This window comes from Flavobacterium sp. IC2-16, assembly GCF_055521455.1.
Genome location: NZ_CM145480.1, coordinates 1107893 through 1127686, shown reverse-complemented (window position 1 = coordinate 1127686; position 19794 = coordinate 1107893). Strand labels below are relative to the sequence as shown.

Genomic DNA, 19794 nt, shown 5'->3' with positions numbered 1-19794 from the left:
CATACATTCGTATCACCATAGCATTAGTAGGTTAAGTTTATGGTAGATTTGGGGCAAAAAGGGTGGAAGAGATTCCACCTTTTTATTTTTATATATTTGACTTTTTAATGTCCTATTCGATGAAATACATATTATTTTCCTTTTTATTCCTGTCTTTTGGAATTTCTTTTTCCCAAATTAAGTCGGATACTTCTAAAGAGCTTGACTTTGATGGTGTTAAAAATAATTTTGAAGCAGCTTGTTTTGTCAATTCAAGATTAGTTTCACAAAAAACTCTTGAAGGTATTAATCCTGATGACATTGAAAATGTCACAATAAAAAAAGGCGATACTCTAATCATGGGAAAAAAATTTCAGGGAAAAATTTTTTTATCGTTGAAGAAGAATAAAGAGTATGTCTTTCTTTCCTTACGAGAAATAAAAAACCAATATACTGGAGTGCAGTCCGATGAGGTGCTTTATATGATTAACGGTAATTTCATCAAGGAAAATGAAGAACATTATTTTATTGAGAAAAGTTATTTTTTTAAAGCAATAGACCAGACTAGGTTTAATCCGTATTTAAAAGAAAAAAAGATTTTAGTAATTAATATCCTTACTAGAACTCCTGCTAATTTAAATGCTAAAATAATTATTAGAGGTAATAACGTTGGTAGTATAGAATAAAAAAAGCGTTCACTAAGTGAACGCTTTTTTGTTTTTACTGTTTTTTATTTTGCTGCTGCAAAACGTTTTGCAACTTCTGTCCAGTTAATTACACTGAAAAAAGCTTCAATATAATCAGGTCTTCTATTTTGGTAGTTTAAGTAATAAGCATGTTCCCAAACGTCCATGCCTAAAATTGGTTGTCCGCCACATGCAACACCCGGCATAATTGGAGTATCTTGATTTGGTGTAGAACAAACTTCTAATTTACCGTCTTTTACACAAAGCCAAGCCCATCCCGAACCAAAACGAGTAGCACCCGCTTTAGCGAATTGCGCTTTAAATTCGTCAAAAGAGCCAAATGCGCTGTTGATTGCATCTGCCAATTCACCAGTTGGTAAACCACCACCGTTTGGTGACATGATTTCCCAGAATAAAGTATGGTTGTAGTGGCCACCACCGTTATTGCGTACCGCCATATTGTTCATGTCTAGATTTTTAAGGATATCTTCAATAGATTTCCCTTCTAAATCTGTTCCAGCAATAGCAGCGTTTAAATTGGTTACATAAGCATTATGGTGTTTAGAATGATGGATTTCCATTGTACGCGCATCAATGTGCGGTTCTAAAGCGTCATATGCGTATGGTAATTGTGGTAATTCGAATGCCATGATATTTTTATATTTAAAGATTAATAATTAAATTCATTCAAAATTATAAATTTATCTTCGTAAAAGAAAATAGAAATGGGCTATTCTCGTATTGTCAAAATCAATTTAACGCTTTCTTAATTTGAATAAACCTGCCTTTACCATATACGACGCCTCAGCCGGATCTGGAAAAACCTATACTTTGGTTAAAGAATATTTGATAATTCTTTTACAATCCAATACGAATGATGCGTATCGAAAAATTCTGGCTATAACTTTTACCAACAAAGCTGTTGAGGAGATGAAAACCCGAATTGTGTATGCGTTACATGAATTTTCTAAGGAAACTCCAAACGGGAAAGCATTTGATTTCATGAAGGATATTGCTTCAGAAACCAAACTTTCACTAGCAACTATTAAAGATAAATCCAAAGCAATAATTAAGAATATCATCCATAATTATGCGGCGTTCGATATTTCTACGATAGATAAATTTACTCATAAGGTTATTCGCGCCTTTGCACACGATCTGAATTTGCCGGTTACTTTCGATGTGTCATTAGAAACCGATTTGCTTTTACAAGAAGCGGTAGATGCTATTATAGCTAAAGCGGGGGAAGATGAATTGCTTACCAAAATTTTAGTCGATTTTTCCTTAGATAAAACCGATAGTGATAAAAGTTGGGATGTTACGCATGAATTGCTCGATGTTAGTAAGTTACTGGTTAACGAAAACAATCGTAATGAAATAACCCATTTTCACGAAAAAACGATTGACGAGTTTTTGGTAATAAAACAAAAGTTGAATGAAGCAATTAAGGGACTAGAGGAAGATTCTGCATCTTTGGCGAATCAAGCAATTGCGTTGTTGGGTGAAAACGGTGTGGATGATGCGTCATTTCCATACGGAACATTTCCAAAACATTTAGCTTTTATTGCGAATAAAGATTCTAGAGCCAACAACCATAAGTTTAGGGATACAGAATCGATTGCTGTAAAAAAAGGTGCAAAAGATAAAGCTGTAATTGAGAGTATAGCGCCAGAGCTGATTGCGATTTTGGCGAAGGTGTATGCAAATTATGAAAAAATGAATTTTTATATCGCTTTTCAGAAAAACATCACCCCATTGTCGTTGCTTAATTCCATTGCACAGGAGTTAGAAACTATTCAGAAAGACCAGAATATTTTATCGATTTCCGAATTTAACGCTATTATATATAACGAAATACAAAATCAGCCCGCACCTTTTATTTATGAACGTTTAGGGGAACGGTACAAGCATTTTTTTATTGATGAGTTTCAAGATACTTCAGAAATGCAATGGCATAACCTGGTGCCATTAATTGACAATGCATTAGCTTCTGAAGATTTAGAAGGAACTCGAGGTTCTCTTATGATAGTTGGAGATCCTAAACAATCGATTTACCGTTGGCGTGGCGGAAAAGCCGAGCAATTTATAGGACTTAGTAAAACTGAAAATCCATTTTCCAATCCGAGTAAAGAGCTAGTACGTTTAGGAAAAAATTATAGAAGCTATTCCGAAATCATCGAATTCAACAATACTTTTTTTGCAATGCTATCCGATGAATTTTTGAACGAAGACTATCAAGATTTGTATCGAAATAAAAGCCACCAAGAAATTAATGATAAAACTGGAGGTTATGTTAGTATTTCATTTATTCCAAAAGTGGAAAACTCCAGTGACGATGAAGAAGAGTTGTTAGATAAGACTCAGTTGTATTTAAAGGCTACTTTGGCTACAATAGAAAAAGTGAAAGCGCAAGGGTTTCAATATCGAGATATGGTGTTGTTAACTCGTAAAAGGGATTCAGGCGTGGCGCTGGCAAATTATTTAACCGAAAACGATATTCCTATTTTGTCTTCGGAAACACTATTAATTGAAAATGCTACTGAAGTTAAACTGATTCTGAATGTGCTTCGTTATCTGAAAAACAATAATGATAAAGAAGCTAAAGCGGCACTGTTGTACTTTGTGGCAAAATATAAGCAAACCGACTTTCCTATTCATGATTTCATTGAAACAGGAATGACAAAACTTTCGGAAGAAGAACTGGAAGTATGGTTGAAAAGTTTTAGAATTGTTATTTCATTTACCAATTGCCGTAAAAAATCACTGTATGAAGCGGTAGAAATTATTATTGCCACGTTTATTAAAGAGAAGAGTACAGTGTCTTATGTGCAATATTTCATGGATTTGGTTTTGGAGCGTGACGTTCGGACACAGTCAAGTATTGTTGATTTTTTGGACTATTGGAACAATAACGGTTCGAAATTCAGTATTCCTTCACCCGAAGGAAATGATGCCGTGCGGATTATGACCATTCACAAGTCGAAAGGTTTAGAGTTTCCAGTTGTGATTTTTCCTTTCGCAGAAGAAGATTACGCCAAAAAGCCAAGAAGTAAAATGTGGCTCGATTTAGACGATGAAACATTGAACATGCCCAAAGCCTTGGTTGATGTTAAAAAAGAAGTGGCCGAATATGGCGAAAAGGCTTCCGAGATATATTACGAACGCAATCAAGAAGAATTGTTAGATAATATCAATGTTTTGTATGTGGCTTTAACACGTGCTGAAGAACAGCTGCATGTTATCTCTAGTAAAAATTTGACAGCTAAAGGAGAACTTACTAATAATATGTCATCGTATTTTATACGCTATTTAGATTTTAAAGGGGTTTATCAGGAAACTGTTTCCGAATTTGAATTTGGGAATAAAGAAAGGCTTTCAAAATCCAAAGAAAATCAGGAAAAGCAACCAACTATTGAAATTGTCAAGGAAGTTTTTGATCCCAAAAAAATAAAAATAGCCCAGCGCGAAGCATTAATGTGGGGAACCGATCAAATTAAAGCTATTGAGTTTGGAAATGTAATGCATGAAATTTTATCGTATGTGCTAAACAATACCGATATAGATTTGGCTGTTGTTAAAGCTGTAGAAAACGGATTGATTACCGCTTCTCAAAAAGAGGAAGTGTTGAAAATTCTAACCGATATTGTGAATCATGAAGCGCTTGCCGATTTCTTTTCGGCTGATAAAAAGGTGTACAATGAACAAAATATCATCATGCCTGGAGCAACTACACTTAAACCAGACCGTGTTGCTGTTCATAGTAATAAAGCGTATCTCTTAGATTACAAAACTGGTACACATCAAGCTAAGTATGAAAAGCAATTGTTTGAATATGGACAAGCTTTGGAAGAAATAGGTTTTGAAGTGGAGAAAAAAGCACTTGTATATATTGGAGAAAAATTAGAAATAGTACATTTGTGACTTTGTGAAAAGAAGAAATAAAAATCAAAACGTATTGATATTGCGATTTACACATCCCACATAATTAAACAAACGAACAAACACATAAAAACATGTACGGAAAAATTAAAAATCACCTGCAAAACGAATTAAAATCGATTGAAGAAAATGGTTTATACAAAAAAGAACGAATCATTACTTCTCCTCAAGGTGCGGAGATCACAGTTAATGGAGAAACCGTTCTTAATTTTTGTGCAAATAATTATTTAGGATTATCATCTCATCCAGAAGTGGTGCAAGCGGCAAAAGATGCGTTAGATTCGCATGGCTTCGGAATGTCGTCTGTGCGTTTTATTTGCGGAACTCAGGATATTCATAAAACATTAGAGCAAAAAATCGCTGATTTCTATGGAACGGAAGACACCATTTTGTATGCGGCTGCTTTTGATGCGAATGGTGGTGTTTTTGAGCCTTTATTAGGTGAAGAAGACTGTATTATTTCCGATAGTTTAAACCATGCGTCAATTATAGACGGTGTTCGTTTGTGTAAAGCGGCGCGTTACCGTTACGAAAACAATAACATGGAAGACCTAGAACAGCAATTGATAAAAGCCAATGCTGAAGGTCGTCGTTTCAAGTTGATTGTTACAGATGGGGTTTTCTCTATGGACGGTTTAGTAGCTCCTTTGGATAAAATTTGTGATTTGGCCGATAAGTATGATGCCATGGTAATGGTTGATGAATGCCATGCCGCTGGTTTTATTGGAGCAACTGGTAAAGGAACACTAGAGGCTAAAGGGGTTATGGGACGTGTGGATATCATTACAGGAACACTTGGAAAAGCTTTAGGTGGGGCGATGGGTGGTTATACGACTGCTAAAAAAGAGATTGTCGAAATTTTACGTCAACGTTCTCGTCCGTATTTGTTTTCTAATTCCTTAGCACCTTCTATTGTAGGAGCTTCGATTAAGGTTTTTGAGTTGTTGGAAAAAGATACATCTTTACGCGATAAACTCGAATGGAATACCAATTATTTTAAAGAAGGAATGAAAAAAGCCGGGTTTGACATCATCGATGGTGATTCGGCAATTGTTCCTGTAATGTTATACGATGCTAAACTTTCACAGATAATGGCAGACGAATTGTTGAAAAAAGGAATTTATGTCATCGGATTCTTTTATCCGGTTGTTCCAAAAGAGAAAGCAAGAATACGAGTTCAGTTGTCTGCTGGACACAGTAAAGAGCATTTGGATAAGGCAATATCTTCATTTACAGAAGTTGGAAAAAGTCTTGGTGTGATATAAATAAACATTTTTTTAGTAAGAAAATGCGATTTTTTTAACGAAATCCTTTGTAGTTAACATTTAACCTATTATTTTTGTCGTAATTATAACGTATTGTAATTAAATAAAAAAAGTATGAAACATCTAAACAAATTATTTGTTGCGGCTCTTATGTTTGCAGGGTTGAACTCTCAAGCACAGGATAGCAATAACAAATGGGCTATCTCATTCGGTGCGAATGCAGTGGATGGTGGTAGAGTGAGTGCTGATTCTAAAGTTGAAGATCAGTTTTCTCAGTATTTCAATGCAAAAAGGTATTGGAACATGATCCCTTCAGTATCATATCTAAACGTATCTAGATACGTAGGAAGTGGGTTTTCATTTGGAGTAACTGGATCAGTAAACAAAATCAACAAATTTGTAAACTACAGATTTCATGATGATTTACCAAATGAAGAATATGTGGTTACTAATCCAGGGGATTTAATGTATTACGGTATTGATGGGGTTATCAAATATAGCTTCATGGATATGTTAAAATCTAAATGGTTAGATCCATCTGCTCACATTGGTGGAGGTTACACATTCTTAGGTGATGCATCTGCAGGAACTGTAAACGGAGGTTTAGGGTTAACTTTTTGGTTCTCAGACCAAGTTGGTTTGTCTTTCCAATCTACTTACAAACATTCATTTGACGATACAAGAACTCCAAATGTAGATGTTGCTACTCACTTACAACATTTTGCAGGTCTTACTTTCAAATTTGGAGGTAAAGATACAGATGGAGACGGAATCTATGATAAAGATGACGCTTGTCCAGAAGAAGCAGGTTTAAAAGAATTCAACGGATGTCCTGATAAAGATGGAGACGGAATCGCTGATAAAGACGATGCTTGTCCAGATGTATTCGGTCCAAAAGAATTAAACGGATGTCCTGATACTGACGGTGACGGAGTTTTAGATAAAGACGATGAATGTGTTGATGTACCTGGTCCAGCAGCATTAAACGGTTGTCCTGATGCTGACGGAGACGGTGTAGCTGATAAAGATGACAAATGTGTTGACGTTAAAGGTCCTAAAGAAAACGCTGGTTGTCCTTGGCCTGATACTGATGGTGACGGTGTAGCTGATAAAGATGATAAATGTCCTGAAGTTAAAGGAACTGTTGCTAACAACGGATGTCCTGAAGTTGACGAGGATGCTATTAAGAGATTGAATGACTATGCTAAAACTATCTTATTCAACTCTGGTAAATCAAGCTTCAAAAAACAAACTATGCCAGTATTAGAGTCTATTGCTGCGATCTTGAAAGAGTATCCAAGCTCTAAATTCTCTATCGAAGGACACACAGATTCTGATGGTCCTGAGGCTATGAACTTGAAATTGTCTAAAGACAGAGCTGCTGCAGTTAAAAACTGGTTAATCGAGCATGGTATTGCTGCTGATCGTTTATCTTCTGAAGGTTACGGTGAGTCTAAACCAATCGATACTAACAAAACTGCTAAAGGTAAAGCAAACAACAGACGTGTAGAGGTTAAATTAGCTAACTAATCACATCTAAATAAATTAAGAAAAACGCTCCGATTATCGGGGCGTTTTTTTATTTTTATAACATGACAAATGCTACCTTTCTCGATAAGATCAGCCACGAAATTGTTCAACATCATTTGAACAGCCTTTCAGAGCTAACAATCATACTACCAAACAAAAGAGCCAAAGTTTTTTTATTGGAAGATTTAAAAAAACAATTGCCAAAGGCTACATTCGCTCCAGAAATTATTAGTATCGAAGATTTTATTCAAAATGTTGCCGGTATTCGTTCGTGTGACAGTATTGAACTAGTATTCGAATTCTATAACATATATCTTGAACTTACACCAGTTGAAAAGCTACAAGAATTTGAACTTTTTGCCAATTGGGCAAAAACATTGCTACAAGATTTTAACGAAATTGATCGCTACTTGCTCAAACCAGATCATGTTTTTTCATATTTGAAAGATATTGAGGTTTTAAAGCGTTGGGATTTAGAGCCTTCTCAAACCACACAACTCATAGATAATCATTTAGAGTTTTGGAGCAGACTTCCTGAATATTATCAAGTTTTTTATCAGCATCTTAAAAATAAAGGTATTGGTTATCAGGGACTCATTTATCGTGAAGCGGTCGAAAATTTGAATTATTTTGCAGACAGCTTAGGTGATAAGCAACTCATTTTTGCTGGATTTAATGCATTAAATCAAGCGGAAGAAAAAATTATTCAACAGCTTTTATTTAATGAACAAGCTAAAATTTATTGGGATATTGATGCTGTTTTTTTAAACGACAATTTGCATGATGCCGGTTTGTTTATCAGACGTTTTAAAAGAGATTGGAAACAATATACTTCACAGCCATTTGAATGGGTTGTAAATGAATTTTCATCTTCTAAAAACATTGAAATAATTGGTACTCCAAAAACTATTGGACAGGCTAAAATTGCCGGTAAAATTATCGAGCAAATCCAAGAGAATGGTTCAAGTTTAGATAAAACTGCTTTGGTGCTTGGTGAAGAAAATTTACTTATTCCTGCTTTGTATGCGCTCCCAAACTCGGTACAGAGTTTGAATATTACAATGGGATTTAATAGCAAAAACAATCCTGCACAAATTCTTGTAAACAAATTGTTTAAGCTGCATGCTAACGCTATACAACGTAGTGAAAAAAGCTATACTTATTATTATAAAGAAGTTTTGGATGTTTTAACTCATCCTTTAATTGAACCCTACACAAATGCTTCTACTGTTATTAGAAGTATGAATCAAAACAACATAACTTTTCTTTCGCAAAAGAAATTAATTGAAATTGGAGCAGAAGCTTCACCGTTGTTTCATTTGTTGTTTGATCGTTGGGATATTTCGGTTTTGGAAATTTTACAGCGCTTGTCGGATATTTTATTGAAAATTAAGTCTTTTCTTAGTAATGATTCTGAAGAAGAAAAAGTAACCAAAGCTTTTTTGTATTCCATTTTCAAAACCATTAATAAACTTATTAGCTATCAGGAGCAGTATCATCGAATTAATTCGATTGCCATGTTGCAGTCCATATACAAGCAGGTGGTTGATTTAGCTGAAGTTTCTTTTGAAGGGGAACCGTTATCCGGATTGCAAATCATGGGAGTTTTAGAAAGTAGGGTGTTGGATTTTGAAAATGTTATTATTACATCCATGAATGAAGGGGTCTTTCCGGCAGGAAAATCGTTGAATTCTTTTATTCCTTACGATGTTAAAAAAGAACTCGGACTTCCAACGTACAAAGAGAAAGATGCCATTTATTGTTATCATTTTTACCATTTGCTACTGCGCGCTAAGAATATTTATTTATTGTATAACACCGAAAGTGAAGGTTTAGATGCTGGCGAAAAAAGTCGATTTATCACGCAGTTGGAAATCGAAAAACAAGCCAATCATGTTCAAAGCCATAAAATTTACAATGCCTATTTGCCAGACAAAGCATATGAACCTATTGTAGTGCCAAAGTCTGCTCGCGTTCAAGAACGATTAAAGGAAATTGCAACAGGAAAAGGGTTTTCGCCTTCGGGTTTAACTAGTTATATTCGTAATCCAATTCAATTTTATAACCAGCGTATTTTGCGTATTTCTGAAGTGGATGAAGTCGAAGAAAACATCGCTTTGAATACCTTGGGGACAATTATTCATGAAGCTTTAGAAGAGTTGTATAAACCTTTTTTAAATCAGTTTTTAACGGAAAATGCAATTGATGAAATGCTAAGCAAAGCAAATATCGAAGTTGAAAAGCAATTTCGAGAAGTGTATAAAGAAGGTGAAATAAAAAAGGGAAAAAATTTATTAGCTTTTGAAGTTGCTAAACGAAATGTGTTTAATTTTTTAAACGAAGAAAAAAAGAATATCACTGCTGGGGATGCAGTAAAAGTTTTAGCGCTTGAAACATCGTTGGAGCGTTTTATAGAAGATGAGGGTTTACCATTTCCAGTAAAAATAGCTGGAAACGTGGACCGAATTGAACAACGTAACGGAAAAATCAGAATTATAGACTACAAAACCGGCAAAGTTGAACTAAAAAACGTACAGTTGAAAGATTGGAACGGATTGTCATTAGATATCAAAAACGATAAAATTATTCAGTTGTTGTGTTATGCTTTTATGTTTGAAAACCAAACTAATGGTATGGAGATGGAAGCTGGAATTATTTCTTTTAAAAATATGAAAGCAGGTTTTTTGCCTTTCGGATTTAAAGAAGGTAAAGATGTGCAAACAATCATTACAACAGATATAATGAACGCTTTTATAACCGAAATGGTAACATTAATAACCGAAATACTTAATGCTGAAATTCCGTTTGAAGAGCAACTAAACTGATTTAAAAAAATCTAATAATATTTTGCCAAGAATGTCTTTGTTTTCAATATGACTCATGTGGCCATCAGGAAGGGAAACGAGTTGGGTTTCGGTGCCTTCAATTTGTTCGATATTGTCTTCGTAGGGTAGTACGGGGTCTTTTTGACCAAGAATGAGCATAACGGGATATGGTGCAAAATGCAAAAGAACCTCGCGATCTTTTCGTATTTTCATGCCTTCCAAAGCCGCTACAATCCCTTGAAGTGGTGTTTTTAAGGCTTCCAGTTTTACCGCTTCGATTTCGTCAATTAGTTTTTCACGATTATCTTCGCTAAATAAATTGGCAATCGACATGCGGATAAATGCCGAATAATCTTTTTTGACACAAACAATGGCGCGGTCACGATTTAGCTTTCTTTCATCGCTATCAGCACGTGATGTGGAATTTAATAAAACAATTCCTTTTACAGCATCTGGGTATAATTCGGCGTAAGCCAAAGCAGCATAGCCGCCCATGGAATGTCCAACAAAAATGGCTTTTCGAATGCGAAGTTCATGAAGCACGGCGTGAATCATATCGGCCATATCTTCCATAGTGTGCACATAGCCTAAGCATTCGGTTTGACCATGACCTAATAAATCGACGTTAATTACACGGTATTTTTTGGCAATATCAGCAATGTAGAAATCCCACATCGTTGAATTTTCAAGAAACCCATGAAGTAAAACTACGGCCGTTCCTTTTCCGGTTTCGGAATACGCAATTTTAGTATTTTTATGGAGGATGTGATTCATGTGGATACAAAAATACTATTTAATGTGCTAAAAGAAAAACGGCTCACAAAAGTGGCCGTTTTTAATATTTTATATTGTGACTTCGACTGAAAAATTAAGCATTCATTAAACTTTCAATTTCGTCTGCTTCTATTGGAATGTTGCGCATTAAATTGAATGGTTCTCCTTTTTCCTGAATCACGACATCGTCTTCCAAACGAATTCCGAAACCTTCTGCCGGAATATAGATTCCAGGTTCCACGGTGAAGACCATGTTGGCTTGCATGGGTTCGTGCAATAAACCATAATCGTGCGTATCTAAACCTAAATGGTGTGATGTTCCGTGCATAAAGTATTTCTTGTAGGCTGGCCAATCCGGATTTTCGTTTTGTACATCGGCTTTGTCAATTAAACCTAAGCCTAATAATTCGGATGTCATTACTTTGCCAACTTCTACATGGTATTGTTTCCATAAGGTTCCCGGAACTAACATTTTGGTTGCTTCGTTTTTCACACGCAAAACGGCTTTGTACACCTCACGTTGCCTGTCGGTATAACGACCCGAAACTGGAATAGTTCTGGTTAGATCGCTAGAATAGTTTGCATATTCTGCACCCACATCTAATAATAATAAATCTCCGGCTTTACACTGTTGGTTGTTTTCGATATAGTGCAACACATTAGCGTTGTTTCCGGAAGCAATAATTGGGGTGTATGCAAAACCTTTTGAACGGTTCCTTAAGAACTCATGGGCCAGCTCTGCTTCGATTTCGTACTCCATTACATTGGGTTTTACGAACGATAGCAAACGACGGATTCCTTTCTCGGTAATGTTACACGCATTTTGAATCAAATCAATTTCTTCACTTTCTTTTACAGAACGCAAACGTTGTAAAATGGGATTCGATTTTTCTACTTTATGAGCCGGATAGTTTTCTTTCCACCATTTGATGAAGCGGGCTTCGCGGGTTTCGGTTTCAATGGTTGCACGATAATGTTCATTAGTGTTAATGTACATCGTGTCGGCATATGTCATTACTTCTTTTAGCGTCTTGTGAAAATCCTGCAACCAAATTACAGTTTTGATTCCAGAAACTTCAAAAGCGCGCTCTTTAGTAAGTTTTTCTCCTTCCCAAACTGCAATATGTTCGTTGGTTTCTCTTAAAAATAAAATTTCTTTTAAGTGTTCGTATGGCGCGTCTGGAAAAAGTAATAAGATGCTCTCTTCTTGGTCTACTCCCGACAAATAAAAGATATCGCGGTGTTGTGCGAAAGGCAAAGTACTATCGGCAGAAACCGGATAAATATCGTTGGAATTGAAAACCGCTACACTGTTCGGCTTCATCTGTGCCGTGAATTTGTTGCGATTTTTAATGAATAAACTACGGTCTATTTGATGGTATTTCATAAGGTTAATGAATTTAAAAAGATAAAAGAATTCAAATTTAACAACTTTACATTCAAAAGCCGTTAAGGTAAGCCTAAAATTATTGTTTTGCCAGTACCTGTAGTGTGAATAAAACTTTTTATATTTATGAAATACTATTAAAATGTGAATTATGACAGTAAAACGAATTTTAGGGATATTGTTATTTGGCGTCTTATTTGCTTCGTGTGAAGATCAAGATGATAAGCTTCAAAAAGAACCAATGTTGGTTGTAAAATTTAAATTTGATCCAACTCAAGTACGTTTGGATAACCTAGGAAATCCTTCAACTTTGCCAGCAGGGCATGCTGCTCAATCGCCTTCGTTTAATAAAATCAGTTCCCATTATTTGGAATTATCGCCAACGGCTACAACTTTGTTAGGTGATGGAGAAATTTTATATCATGCACCAGAAACTACCGCAGGAGGCGCTAATGCCATTGATTTCAGTAAAGCAAAAATCGTTGCTGAAGGAGAAGCGTTTCTGTCTATACCTCTAAAAAATATTACGCCTGGAACCTATGAATGGGTGCGTTGCTCATTATCATATCAAAACTATAATATTAATGTGTTGAGTGGTGGAACAGAATATGTTGGAACATTGGCTAGTTTTGTTGGATTCCGAAATTATATTACTACGTTCAGTTCTGGAGGGTATTCGTTTACTGTTAATGGTAATCGTGATCAAGGTTATTGGGCATTTGGATTGCAAGGTTTTGATTATTCAACATCAGGTCAAGCACCAGCTGGTGCTACAACAGTGCCAAATCCGTTATCGGCAACCTCTCCAATTCCAGCAGGTTCTTGTGTGGTTACAGGTCAGTTTGCAAACAATTTAGTGATATCAGGAAATGAATCCAGAGATATAGTCGTTACACTTTCGTTATCTATTAATAATAGTTTTGAATGGCAAGAAGTTAATGCAGATGGTAAATACGAACCTGGAGCTGGTGAAAATGTTGTAGATATGGGGTTGAGAGGGTTGATTCCAAGTCACAATTAATTTTTTCAAGTATATAAACCATTCAACAGAATGGTTTTTTTATTTTGTAAAAAAGCGTTTTTAAATTCATTATAAATTAGAGGTAAATACTTGCGAAGACAATCAAATACCCTTATTTTTGTTTGATTTTTTTAAAACTATTACACTAAACAAATACTATGGCACAATCTGCACTTTTAAAGTCATCCATTGCAAAGAAATATTGGATGGCTCTTACAGGTTTATTTTTATGCTTGTTTTTGGCGGGTCATTTGGCTGGAAATCTACAATTGATTTTTGGTGATGCATTGCAATTCAATCAATATGCATTGTTCATGACGTCGAATCCAGCAGTAAAATTATTATCCTATTTAACCTACTTCTCAATTTTGTTTCACGCATTTGACGGGTTTTTATTGACTTATCAAAACATTAAAGCGAGACCAATTGGTTATGCTAAAAGCAATCCTTCTGCGAACAGTAGTTTTTCATCAAGAAACATGGCTGTTTTGGGAACGTTAATTTTAGTGTTCATCGTCACTCATATGGTGAATTTCTGGGCTGTAATGCATTTCGATAAAAAAATGCCGGTTTATCAAACAACGGTTGAAATGATGGGGCAAAAGCAAGATTTGTATGTAACCACTGCAGGTTCATATATTCCTGTTATGCAAGTAGCTAAAGATTTTAAAGAAGCTGAAACAACAGGTGCTCAACTTTATGTAGATCATGGAAAAGATTTTTATAATACTCAAGCAAAAATTAAAGTAGGGGAAGGATACAAAGATTTGCATAAAATTACGTTTGCCTTTTTTCAACATCCTAAAAATGGTTTGATTTTTACCTTGTTATATGTATTGGCAATGGGAGTTTTAGCGTTCCATTTATGGCATGGTTTTCAAAGTGCTTTTCAATCTTTAGGAGTAAACAATAAGTTTACACCTGCTATTAAAACATTTGGAAAATTGTTTGCGGTTATTGTTCCGTTATTGTTCGCAATTATTCCTGTGTGTATTCATTTCAATTTTATTCTAAAGCATTAATATATGAAGTTAGATTCTAAAATACCAGAAGGCTCTATTTCAGAGAAATGGACTAATCATAAAAACCATTTAAAACTTGTTGCTCCAAATAACCGTCCTAAAATTGATGTAATTGTTGTAGGAACAGGGCTAGCAGGTGCTTCGGCAGCAGCTTCTCTTGGCGAAATGGGATATAATGTAAAAGCATTCTGTTTTCAAGATTCTCCACGTCGTGCACACTCGATTGCAGCACAAGGAGGTATCAATGCAGCTAAAAATTACCAAAACGATGGCGATAGTACCTATCGTTTATTCTATGATACAATTAAAGGTGGTGACTACCGTGCACGTGAAGCAAACGTTCACCGTTTGGCGGAAGTTTCAGCTAACATTATTGACCAATGTGTGGCACAAGGTGTTCCTTTCGCACGTGATTACGGCGGATTGTTAGACAACCGTTCGTTCGGGGGTACACAAGTACAACGTACGTTCTATGCAGCAGGTCAGACAGGGCAGCAGTTATTGCTAGGAGCTTATTCAGCTTTATCAAGACAAATCGGTTTAGGACGTGTACAAATGTTCAACCGTCACGAAATGTTAGACTTGGTAAAAGTAGATGGAAAAGCGCGTGGAATCATTGCTCGTAATTTGATTACTGGTGAGATTGAAAGACACTCTGCTCACGCTGTTATTATTGCATCAGGTGGATACGGGAACGTATATTTCCTTTCTACTAATGCAATGGGGTCGAATGTAACTGCAGCATGGAAAATCCACAAACAAGGTGCATTCTTCGCAAATCCTTGTTATGTTCAGATTCACCCGACTTGTATTCCAGTACACGGAACGAACCAATCGAAATTGACATTGATGTCAGAATCGCTTCGTAATTCAGGACGTATTTGGGTTCCTAAGAAAAAAGAAGATGCAGAAGCAATCCGCGCTGGGAAATTAAAACCAACGCAAATTGCGGAAGAAGATAGAGATTACTATTTAGAGCGTAGATATCCTGCGTTTGGTAACTTGGTTCCACGTGACGTGGCATCCAGAGCGGCTAAAGAGCGTTGTGATGCAGGTTTCGGAATTGAAGCAAACGATACTAATGAAGGAGTGTACTTGGATTTCTCTTCAGAGATTATCTCTAAAGGAAAACAAGCTGCATACGCTAAAGGAAACCACAATCCTACACAGGAAGAAATTACGACTTTAGGAAAACAGTGGTTGGAGGAAAAATATGGTAACTTATTTACCATGTACCAAAAAATTACCGACGAAAATCCATACGAGACCCCAATGAAAATTTACCCAGCGGTACACTATACCATGGGAGGTGTTTGGGTTGATTATAACTTACAAACGAACATTCCAGGATGTTTTGTGGCTGGTGAGGCGAACTTCTCCGATCACGGAGCGAACCGTTTAGGAGCTTCTGCTTTGATGCAAGGTTTAGCGGATGGTTATTTCGTATTGCCATATACGGTTTCTGATTATTTAGCTGACGAAATTCGTACCGGTAAAATCTCTACAGATTTACCGGAATTCGTGGAAGCAGAAAACCGTGTGAACGAGCAAATCAATATGTTCTTGAACAATAACGGAACTAAATCTGTAGATCATTTCCATAAAAAATTAGGATTGATTATGTGGAACAAAGTAGGTATGGGACGTAACGAGCAAGGATTAAAAGAAGCGGTTGCTGAAATCGATGCGTTGCGTGCAGAATTCTACAAAGATGTATATGTTCCAGGAAGTGCTGACGAATTGAACCCTGAATTGGAAAAAGCACTTCGCGTGGCAGATTTCATGGAATTAGGGCAATTGATGGCGATGGATGCGTTACAGCGTAAAGAATCTTGTGGAGGTCACTTCCGTGAAGAATATCAAGATGCTGAAGGCGAAACACTTCGTGATGATGTAAACTTCAAGTTTGTTGGTGCATGGGAATACAAAGGCAGCGACATCAATCAAGAAGTGCTTCATAAAGAAGAGTTGGTATACGAATACATCAAAATCGCAGCTAGAAATTATAAATAAGAATTAGGGATTAGTAAAAAGGGAAAAGTGATAAGGTGTTTCAAGCGAATTACTAACACCGGATTACTAAAACTCAAAAAGTGAAAAATTATGGCTTCTAAAAAGAACATCAATATAAACCTTAAAATTTGGCGTCAGAAGAATGCTAAAGAAAAAGGAAGTATGGAAACATACAAATTGGATAACGTTTCTACCGATAGTTCGTTCTTGGAAATGTTAGACCAATTGAACGAGCAATTAGTTAACGAAAGAAAAGAGCCTGTTGCGTTCGATCACGACTGTCGTGAGGGAATCTGCGGTATGTGTTCGTTATACATTAATGGTCGTGCACACGGACCAGATACAGGGATCACAACATGTCAGTTGCACATGCGTATGTTCAATGACGGTGATACAATTTATGTTGAACCATGGAGAAGTAAAGCTTTCCCTGTTATCAAAGACTTAGTAGTAGACCGTAGTGCTTTCGACAGAATTCAGCAAGCGGGTGGTTTCGTATCGGTAAATACTTCAGGTAGAACTATCGATGCTAATGCAACTCCGGTTCCTAAACCAGATGCAGATAAGGCTTTCGAAGCGGCAGCATGTATCGGATGTGGAGCTTGTGTAGCTACGTGTAAAAATGGTTCTGCAATGTTGTTTGTGGGCGCAAAAGTTTCGCAATATGCCTTGTTACCGCAAGGACGTGTTGAAGCTACAGAGCGTGTTTTAAACATGGTACGTCAGATGGACGAAGAAGGATTCGGAAACTGTACCAATACTGGAGCTTGTGAAATCGAATGTCCTAAAGGTATTTCGTTAGAGAACATTGCTCGTATGAACAGAGAATATTTAAAAGCAAGTTTAAAATAAACTGTAGCTATATATTATAAAACGCATCCATCTAATTTGTTGGATGCGTTTTTTGATTTTATTACTTTTATAAAAAAATCATCATGGAAATAGCTGTTGTGCAGTCACCTCTTATTTGGGAAAATCCACAAGCAAATCGCAATTATTTTGATGCAAAAATCAAAGAGCTTCCAGAAAGTGTTGAGTTAGTTGTTTTGCCGGAAATGTTTACATCCGGTTTTACAATGACTCCAGAACGTGTGGCTGAAAAGATGAATGGTGAAAGCCTACTGTGGATGAAAGCATTAGCTGTAACACATCAGATTGCAATTACAGGTAGTTTGGTAATTGAAGAAAATGACGATTATTTTAACCGACTTGTTTTTGTGTTTCCAAATGGAGAAATAGAATATTACAATAAAAGACATTTGTTTTCTTTAGCTGGTGAACACAATGCATATGCTAAAGGTGATGAAAAGAAAATTGTCAATTATTTAGGTTGGCGAATTTGTTTGCAAATTTGCTACGATTTGCGCTTTCCAGTTTTTTCTCGTTTTAATAACGACTACGACTTGCTAATTTATGTTGCCAATTGGCCGCAACCAAGGATTGGGGCTTGGGATGCCTTACTCAAAGCTCGTGCTATAGAGAATTTAAGTTTTGTAATTGGCGTGAATCGAATTGGGAATGATGAAAATAACAATATATATCCAGGGCATTCGCAAGTTTTAGATTGTTTCGGAAGTTATTGTTTGGCACCTACCGATAAGGAAGACACATTTTTTGTAACATTAAATAAAGATTTCTTACTTGAAAGCCGTCAAAAATTTAGATTTTTAGACGATAGAGATGCTTTTACTTTGTCAGAATAAAAGGTTGCTCTACATCCCAATTGGCACGAACGTCAATCTCTTTAGGGAAATAGATAACTTCTTCAGGTTGTCTTTTTTCAAGAAAGCTACCACTTGTCCATTCGCCGTTTTTATCATCGTCATAAACCACGCGAAGGGTGTAAAGTCGTGGTACAATGGTGTCAAAATTGATGATGGTTTCTTTTTCCGAATAGTAAGAAGCAATAATATTTTCTTTATTATCTAGAATTTCAACAAGAATTGGAAAACGATTCACATTTTCTAAGGTAACTTTAAGATTCCCGTAATCGGTTAACTTTTTGGTCGATATTGAAAATTGCAAAGAGTCATTTTCTTTTTCATAAAAATCTTTCAATGCTCCTGGCAATAGGCTAATTTTATATTTTTCACTTTCTTCTTTTTTGAAATCAAAAACCAATTCTTGGGTAAATTCATTGTATTTTGAAGTAAAGTTTACTGCTGTAGAATCTTTCTTTTGGATGCTAATTTTAGCATTGTTTATCGCTGTTATTGGCGTTGAACTTTGTAACGTGTACGAATCTCTGAAGTCAAGTGTTCCAGATTGTTTTGCACTCACCGATAAAGTATCGGTAGTTTTCATTTCTTTAAAACGACTATTGAATTTATTTTGATATGAGCCATTGCTTACTGCAACTTGAAGGGAATCGGCTTTAATTTTTGGAATCCAAATTTGCAATGAATCTTTTTTAGGCATTTGAGTGAGTACAAAAGGAACATCAGCACCGTTGTTTTTCACTGTTACTTTGGTGTTTTTTGGATTTCCTTCATAACCCATCGTTAATTTGTTTGAACTTGCCTGTGAAGGTTTTTGAGTTTTAAATTCTAATTTTTCACTGAACAATTCCAGTTTGTATAAAGTATCGTTTGGAACGTTTATGGGGTTTTTAAAAAAAGCTATTTTATCGCTTTTCGGATTGAATTTATAATCGTTATTGTCGTCTTTTAAGGCAACTAAATAGTACTTTCCTTCTTTTAGGTTTTCTAAAATAAACGTTTTTGCACTATCTAATGTATTTGTCACATAACGCGGTTGCTCTTTGTAAATAGTAGAATCCTTAAAAGTAGCTGCTTCGTATAGTTGAACGTTAACATAACTATCGGTTTTTTGTGAGCGAGCATCTTTAATAACGCCACCCATTTTTAAAGAATCGATATAATCTCCAGTTGAAAAAACATACTTGAACTGCGAAAAAGGATTTCCTTCGTTATTATCAGTAATGCTTTGTCCGAAGTTGAAACTGTATGTGGTGTTAGGTTGAAGTGTATCGTTAATTTTAATAGTAATGAATTTACTAGCACTACCCATCGGGACTATATAGGGTGCGTTTTTCATTGGAGGAGAAATAATCAGCTGTTTGCTAATGTCTTTAACCTTGATGTATTCATTAAAATTGATTTTGATAAAGTCGCCTTTAAAGTTTGTGCTGAAATTCTTTGGATTGCTATTAATTAAAACAGGAGGAATGGTGTCTTTTGCACCTCCGGTTATCATGCCTCGTTTTGCACAACTGGTAACTATAACCAGTAATGATAGAAGAAAAAAGGAAAACTTAGATTTCAGCATTTTGAAAGTCAATTATCTGCACAAAATAACAATTATATTTAGAGGAAATAAAATGTTTTGTCAAT

14 protein-coding genes are annotated in these 19794 nt (G+C 35.8%); 10 read left to right on the top strand and 4 right to left on the bottom strand.

What is annotated here, in order from left to right:
• Positions 1-119 precede the first annotated feature (119 nt).
• Entirely contained in the window at positions 120-665 is a 546-nt protein-coding gene (locus tag ACZ1JT_RS05030; RefSeq protein ID WP_465095067.1) for a hypothetical protein, read from the top strand.
• A gap of 44 nt (positions 666-709) precedes the next feature.
• Here ACZ1JT_RS05030 and ACZ1JT_RS05025 read toward each other — a convergent pair whose 3' ends face one another.
• A complete protein-coding gene (locus ACZ1JT_RS05025) occupies positions 710-1315 on the bottom strand; it encodes a superoxide dismutase (RefSeq protein ID WP_465095066.1) in 606 nt (201 codons plus the stop codon).
• Between the two features lie 121 nt (positions 1316-1436).
• On the opposite strand from ACZ1JT_RS05025, the gene ACZ1JT_RS05020 reads away from it, so the two are divergent.
• The 4 genes from ACZ1JT_RS05020 to ACZ1JT_RS05005 all read left to right on the top strand — a co-directional run bounded on the left by ACZ1JT_RS05020 (position 1437) and on the right by ACZ1JT_RS05005 (position 10224).
• On the top strand, positions 1437-4586 hold the full coding sequence (locus tag ACZ1JT_RS05020; protein WP_465095065.1) for a UvrD-helicase domain-containing protein: 3150 nt from the start codon (positions 1437-1439) through the stop codon (positions 4584-4586).
• 92 nt (positions 4587-4678) lie between these two features.
• Positions 4679-5869 (top strand): glycine C-acetyltransferase, encoded by a 1191-nt coding sequence (kbl, locus tag ACZ1JT_RS05015; protein ID WP_465095064.1) that lies wholly within the window; start codon positions 4679-4681, stop codon positions 5867-5869.
• A 114-nt stretch (positions 5870-5983) separates the two neighbouring features.
• Complete coding sequence (locus ACZ1JT_RS05010; protein ID WP_465095063.1) at positions 5984-7399, top strand: OmpA family protein; 1416 nt, start codon at positions 5984-5986, stop codon at positions 7397-7399.
• Positions 7400-7461: 62 nt separating this feature from the next.
• Positions 7462-10224, top strand: a complete 2763-nt coding sequence (locus ACZ1JT_RS05005; protein ID WP_465095062.1) for a PD-(D/E)XK nuclease family protein — start codon at positions 7462-7464, stop codon at positions 10222-10224.
• Here the strand turns inward: ACZ1JT_RS05005 and ACZ1JT_RS05000 are convergent.
• Together ACZ1JT_RS05000 and ACZ1JT_RS04995 are read right to left on the bottom strand one after the other, a co-directional pair.
• On the bottom strand, positions 10216-10998 hold the full coding sequence (locus tag ACZ1JT_RS05000) for an alpha/beta fold hydrolase (RefSeq protein ID WP_465095061.1): 783 nt from the start codon (positions 10996-10998) through the stop codon (positions 10216-10218). The genes ACZ1JT_RS05005 and ACZ1JT_RS05000 overlap by 9 nt on opposite strands.
• A 94-nt stretch (positions 10999-11092) precedes the next feature.
• The gene (locus ACZ1JT_RS04995; protein WP_465095060.1) at positions 11093-12385 is read right to left on the bottom strand and encodes an aminopeptidase P family protein; all 1293 of its coding nucleotides are present in this window, start codon (positions 12383-12385) and stop codon (positions 11093-11095) included.
• A 151-nt stretch (positions 12386-12536) separates the two neighbouring features.
• On the opposite strand from ACZ1JT_RS04995, the gene ACZ1JT_RS04990 reads away from it, so the two are divergent.
• The 5 genes from ACZ1JT_RS04990 to ACZ1JT_RS04970 all read left to right on the top strand — a co-directional run bounded on the left by ACZ1JT_RS04990 (position 12537) and on the right by ACZ1JT_RS04970 (position 18144).
• Positions 12537-13406, top strand: coding sequence for a hypothetical protein (locus tag ACZ1JT_RS04990; protein WP_465095059.1), 870 nt, complete (start codon positions 12537-12539; stop codon positions 13404-13406).
• Between the two features lie 158 nt (positions 13407-13564).
• Entirely contained in the window at positions 13565-14428 is an 864-nt protein-coding gene (locus ACZ1JT_RS04985) for a succinate dehydrogenase cytochrome b subunit (RefSeq protein WP_465095058.1), read from the top strand.
• Between the two features lie 3 nt (positions 14429-14431).
• Positions 14432-16441: a fumarate reductase/succinate dehydrogenase flavoprotein subunit gene (locus tag ACZ1JT_RS04980; RefSeq protein WP_465095057.1), complete on the top strand. Its 2010-nt coding sequence runs from the start codon at positions 14432-14434 to the stop codon at positions 16439-16441.
• Positions 16442-16531: 90 nt separating this feature from the next.
• A complete protein-coding gene (locus tag ACZ1JT_RS04975; protein WP_465095056.1) occupies positions 16532-17293 on the top strand; it encodes a succinate dehydrogenase/fumarate reductase iron-sulfur subunit in 762 nt (253 codons plus the stop codon).
• Positions 17294-17376: 83 nt separating this feature from the next.
• Complete coding sequence (locus ACZ1JT_RS04970; protein WP_465095055.1) at positions 17377-18144, top strand: nitrilase family protein; 768 nt, start codon at positions 17377-17379, stop codon at positions 18142-18144.
• On the opposite strand, the gene ACZ1JT_RS04965 is transcribed toward ACZ1JT_RS04970, so the two are convergent.
• The gene (locus tag ACZ1JT_RS04965; protein ID WP_465095054.1) at positions 18128-19729 is read right to left on the bottom strand and encodes an Ig-like domain-containing domain; all 1602 of its coding nucleotides are present in this window, start codon (positions 19727-19729) and stop codon (positions 18128-18130) included. The two genes, ACZ1JT_RS04970 and ACZ1JT_RS04965, sit on opposite strands and share 17 nt — an antisense overlap.
• Positions 19730-19794 lie beyond the last annotated feature (65 nt).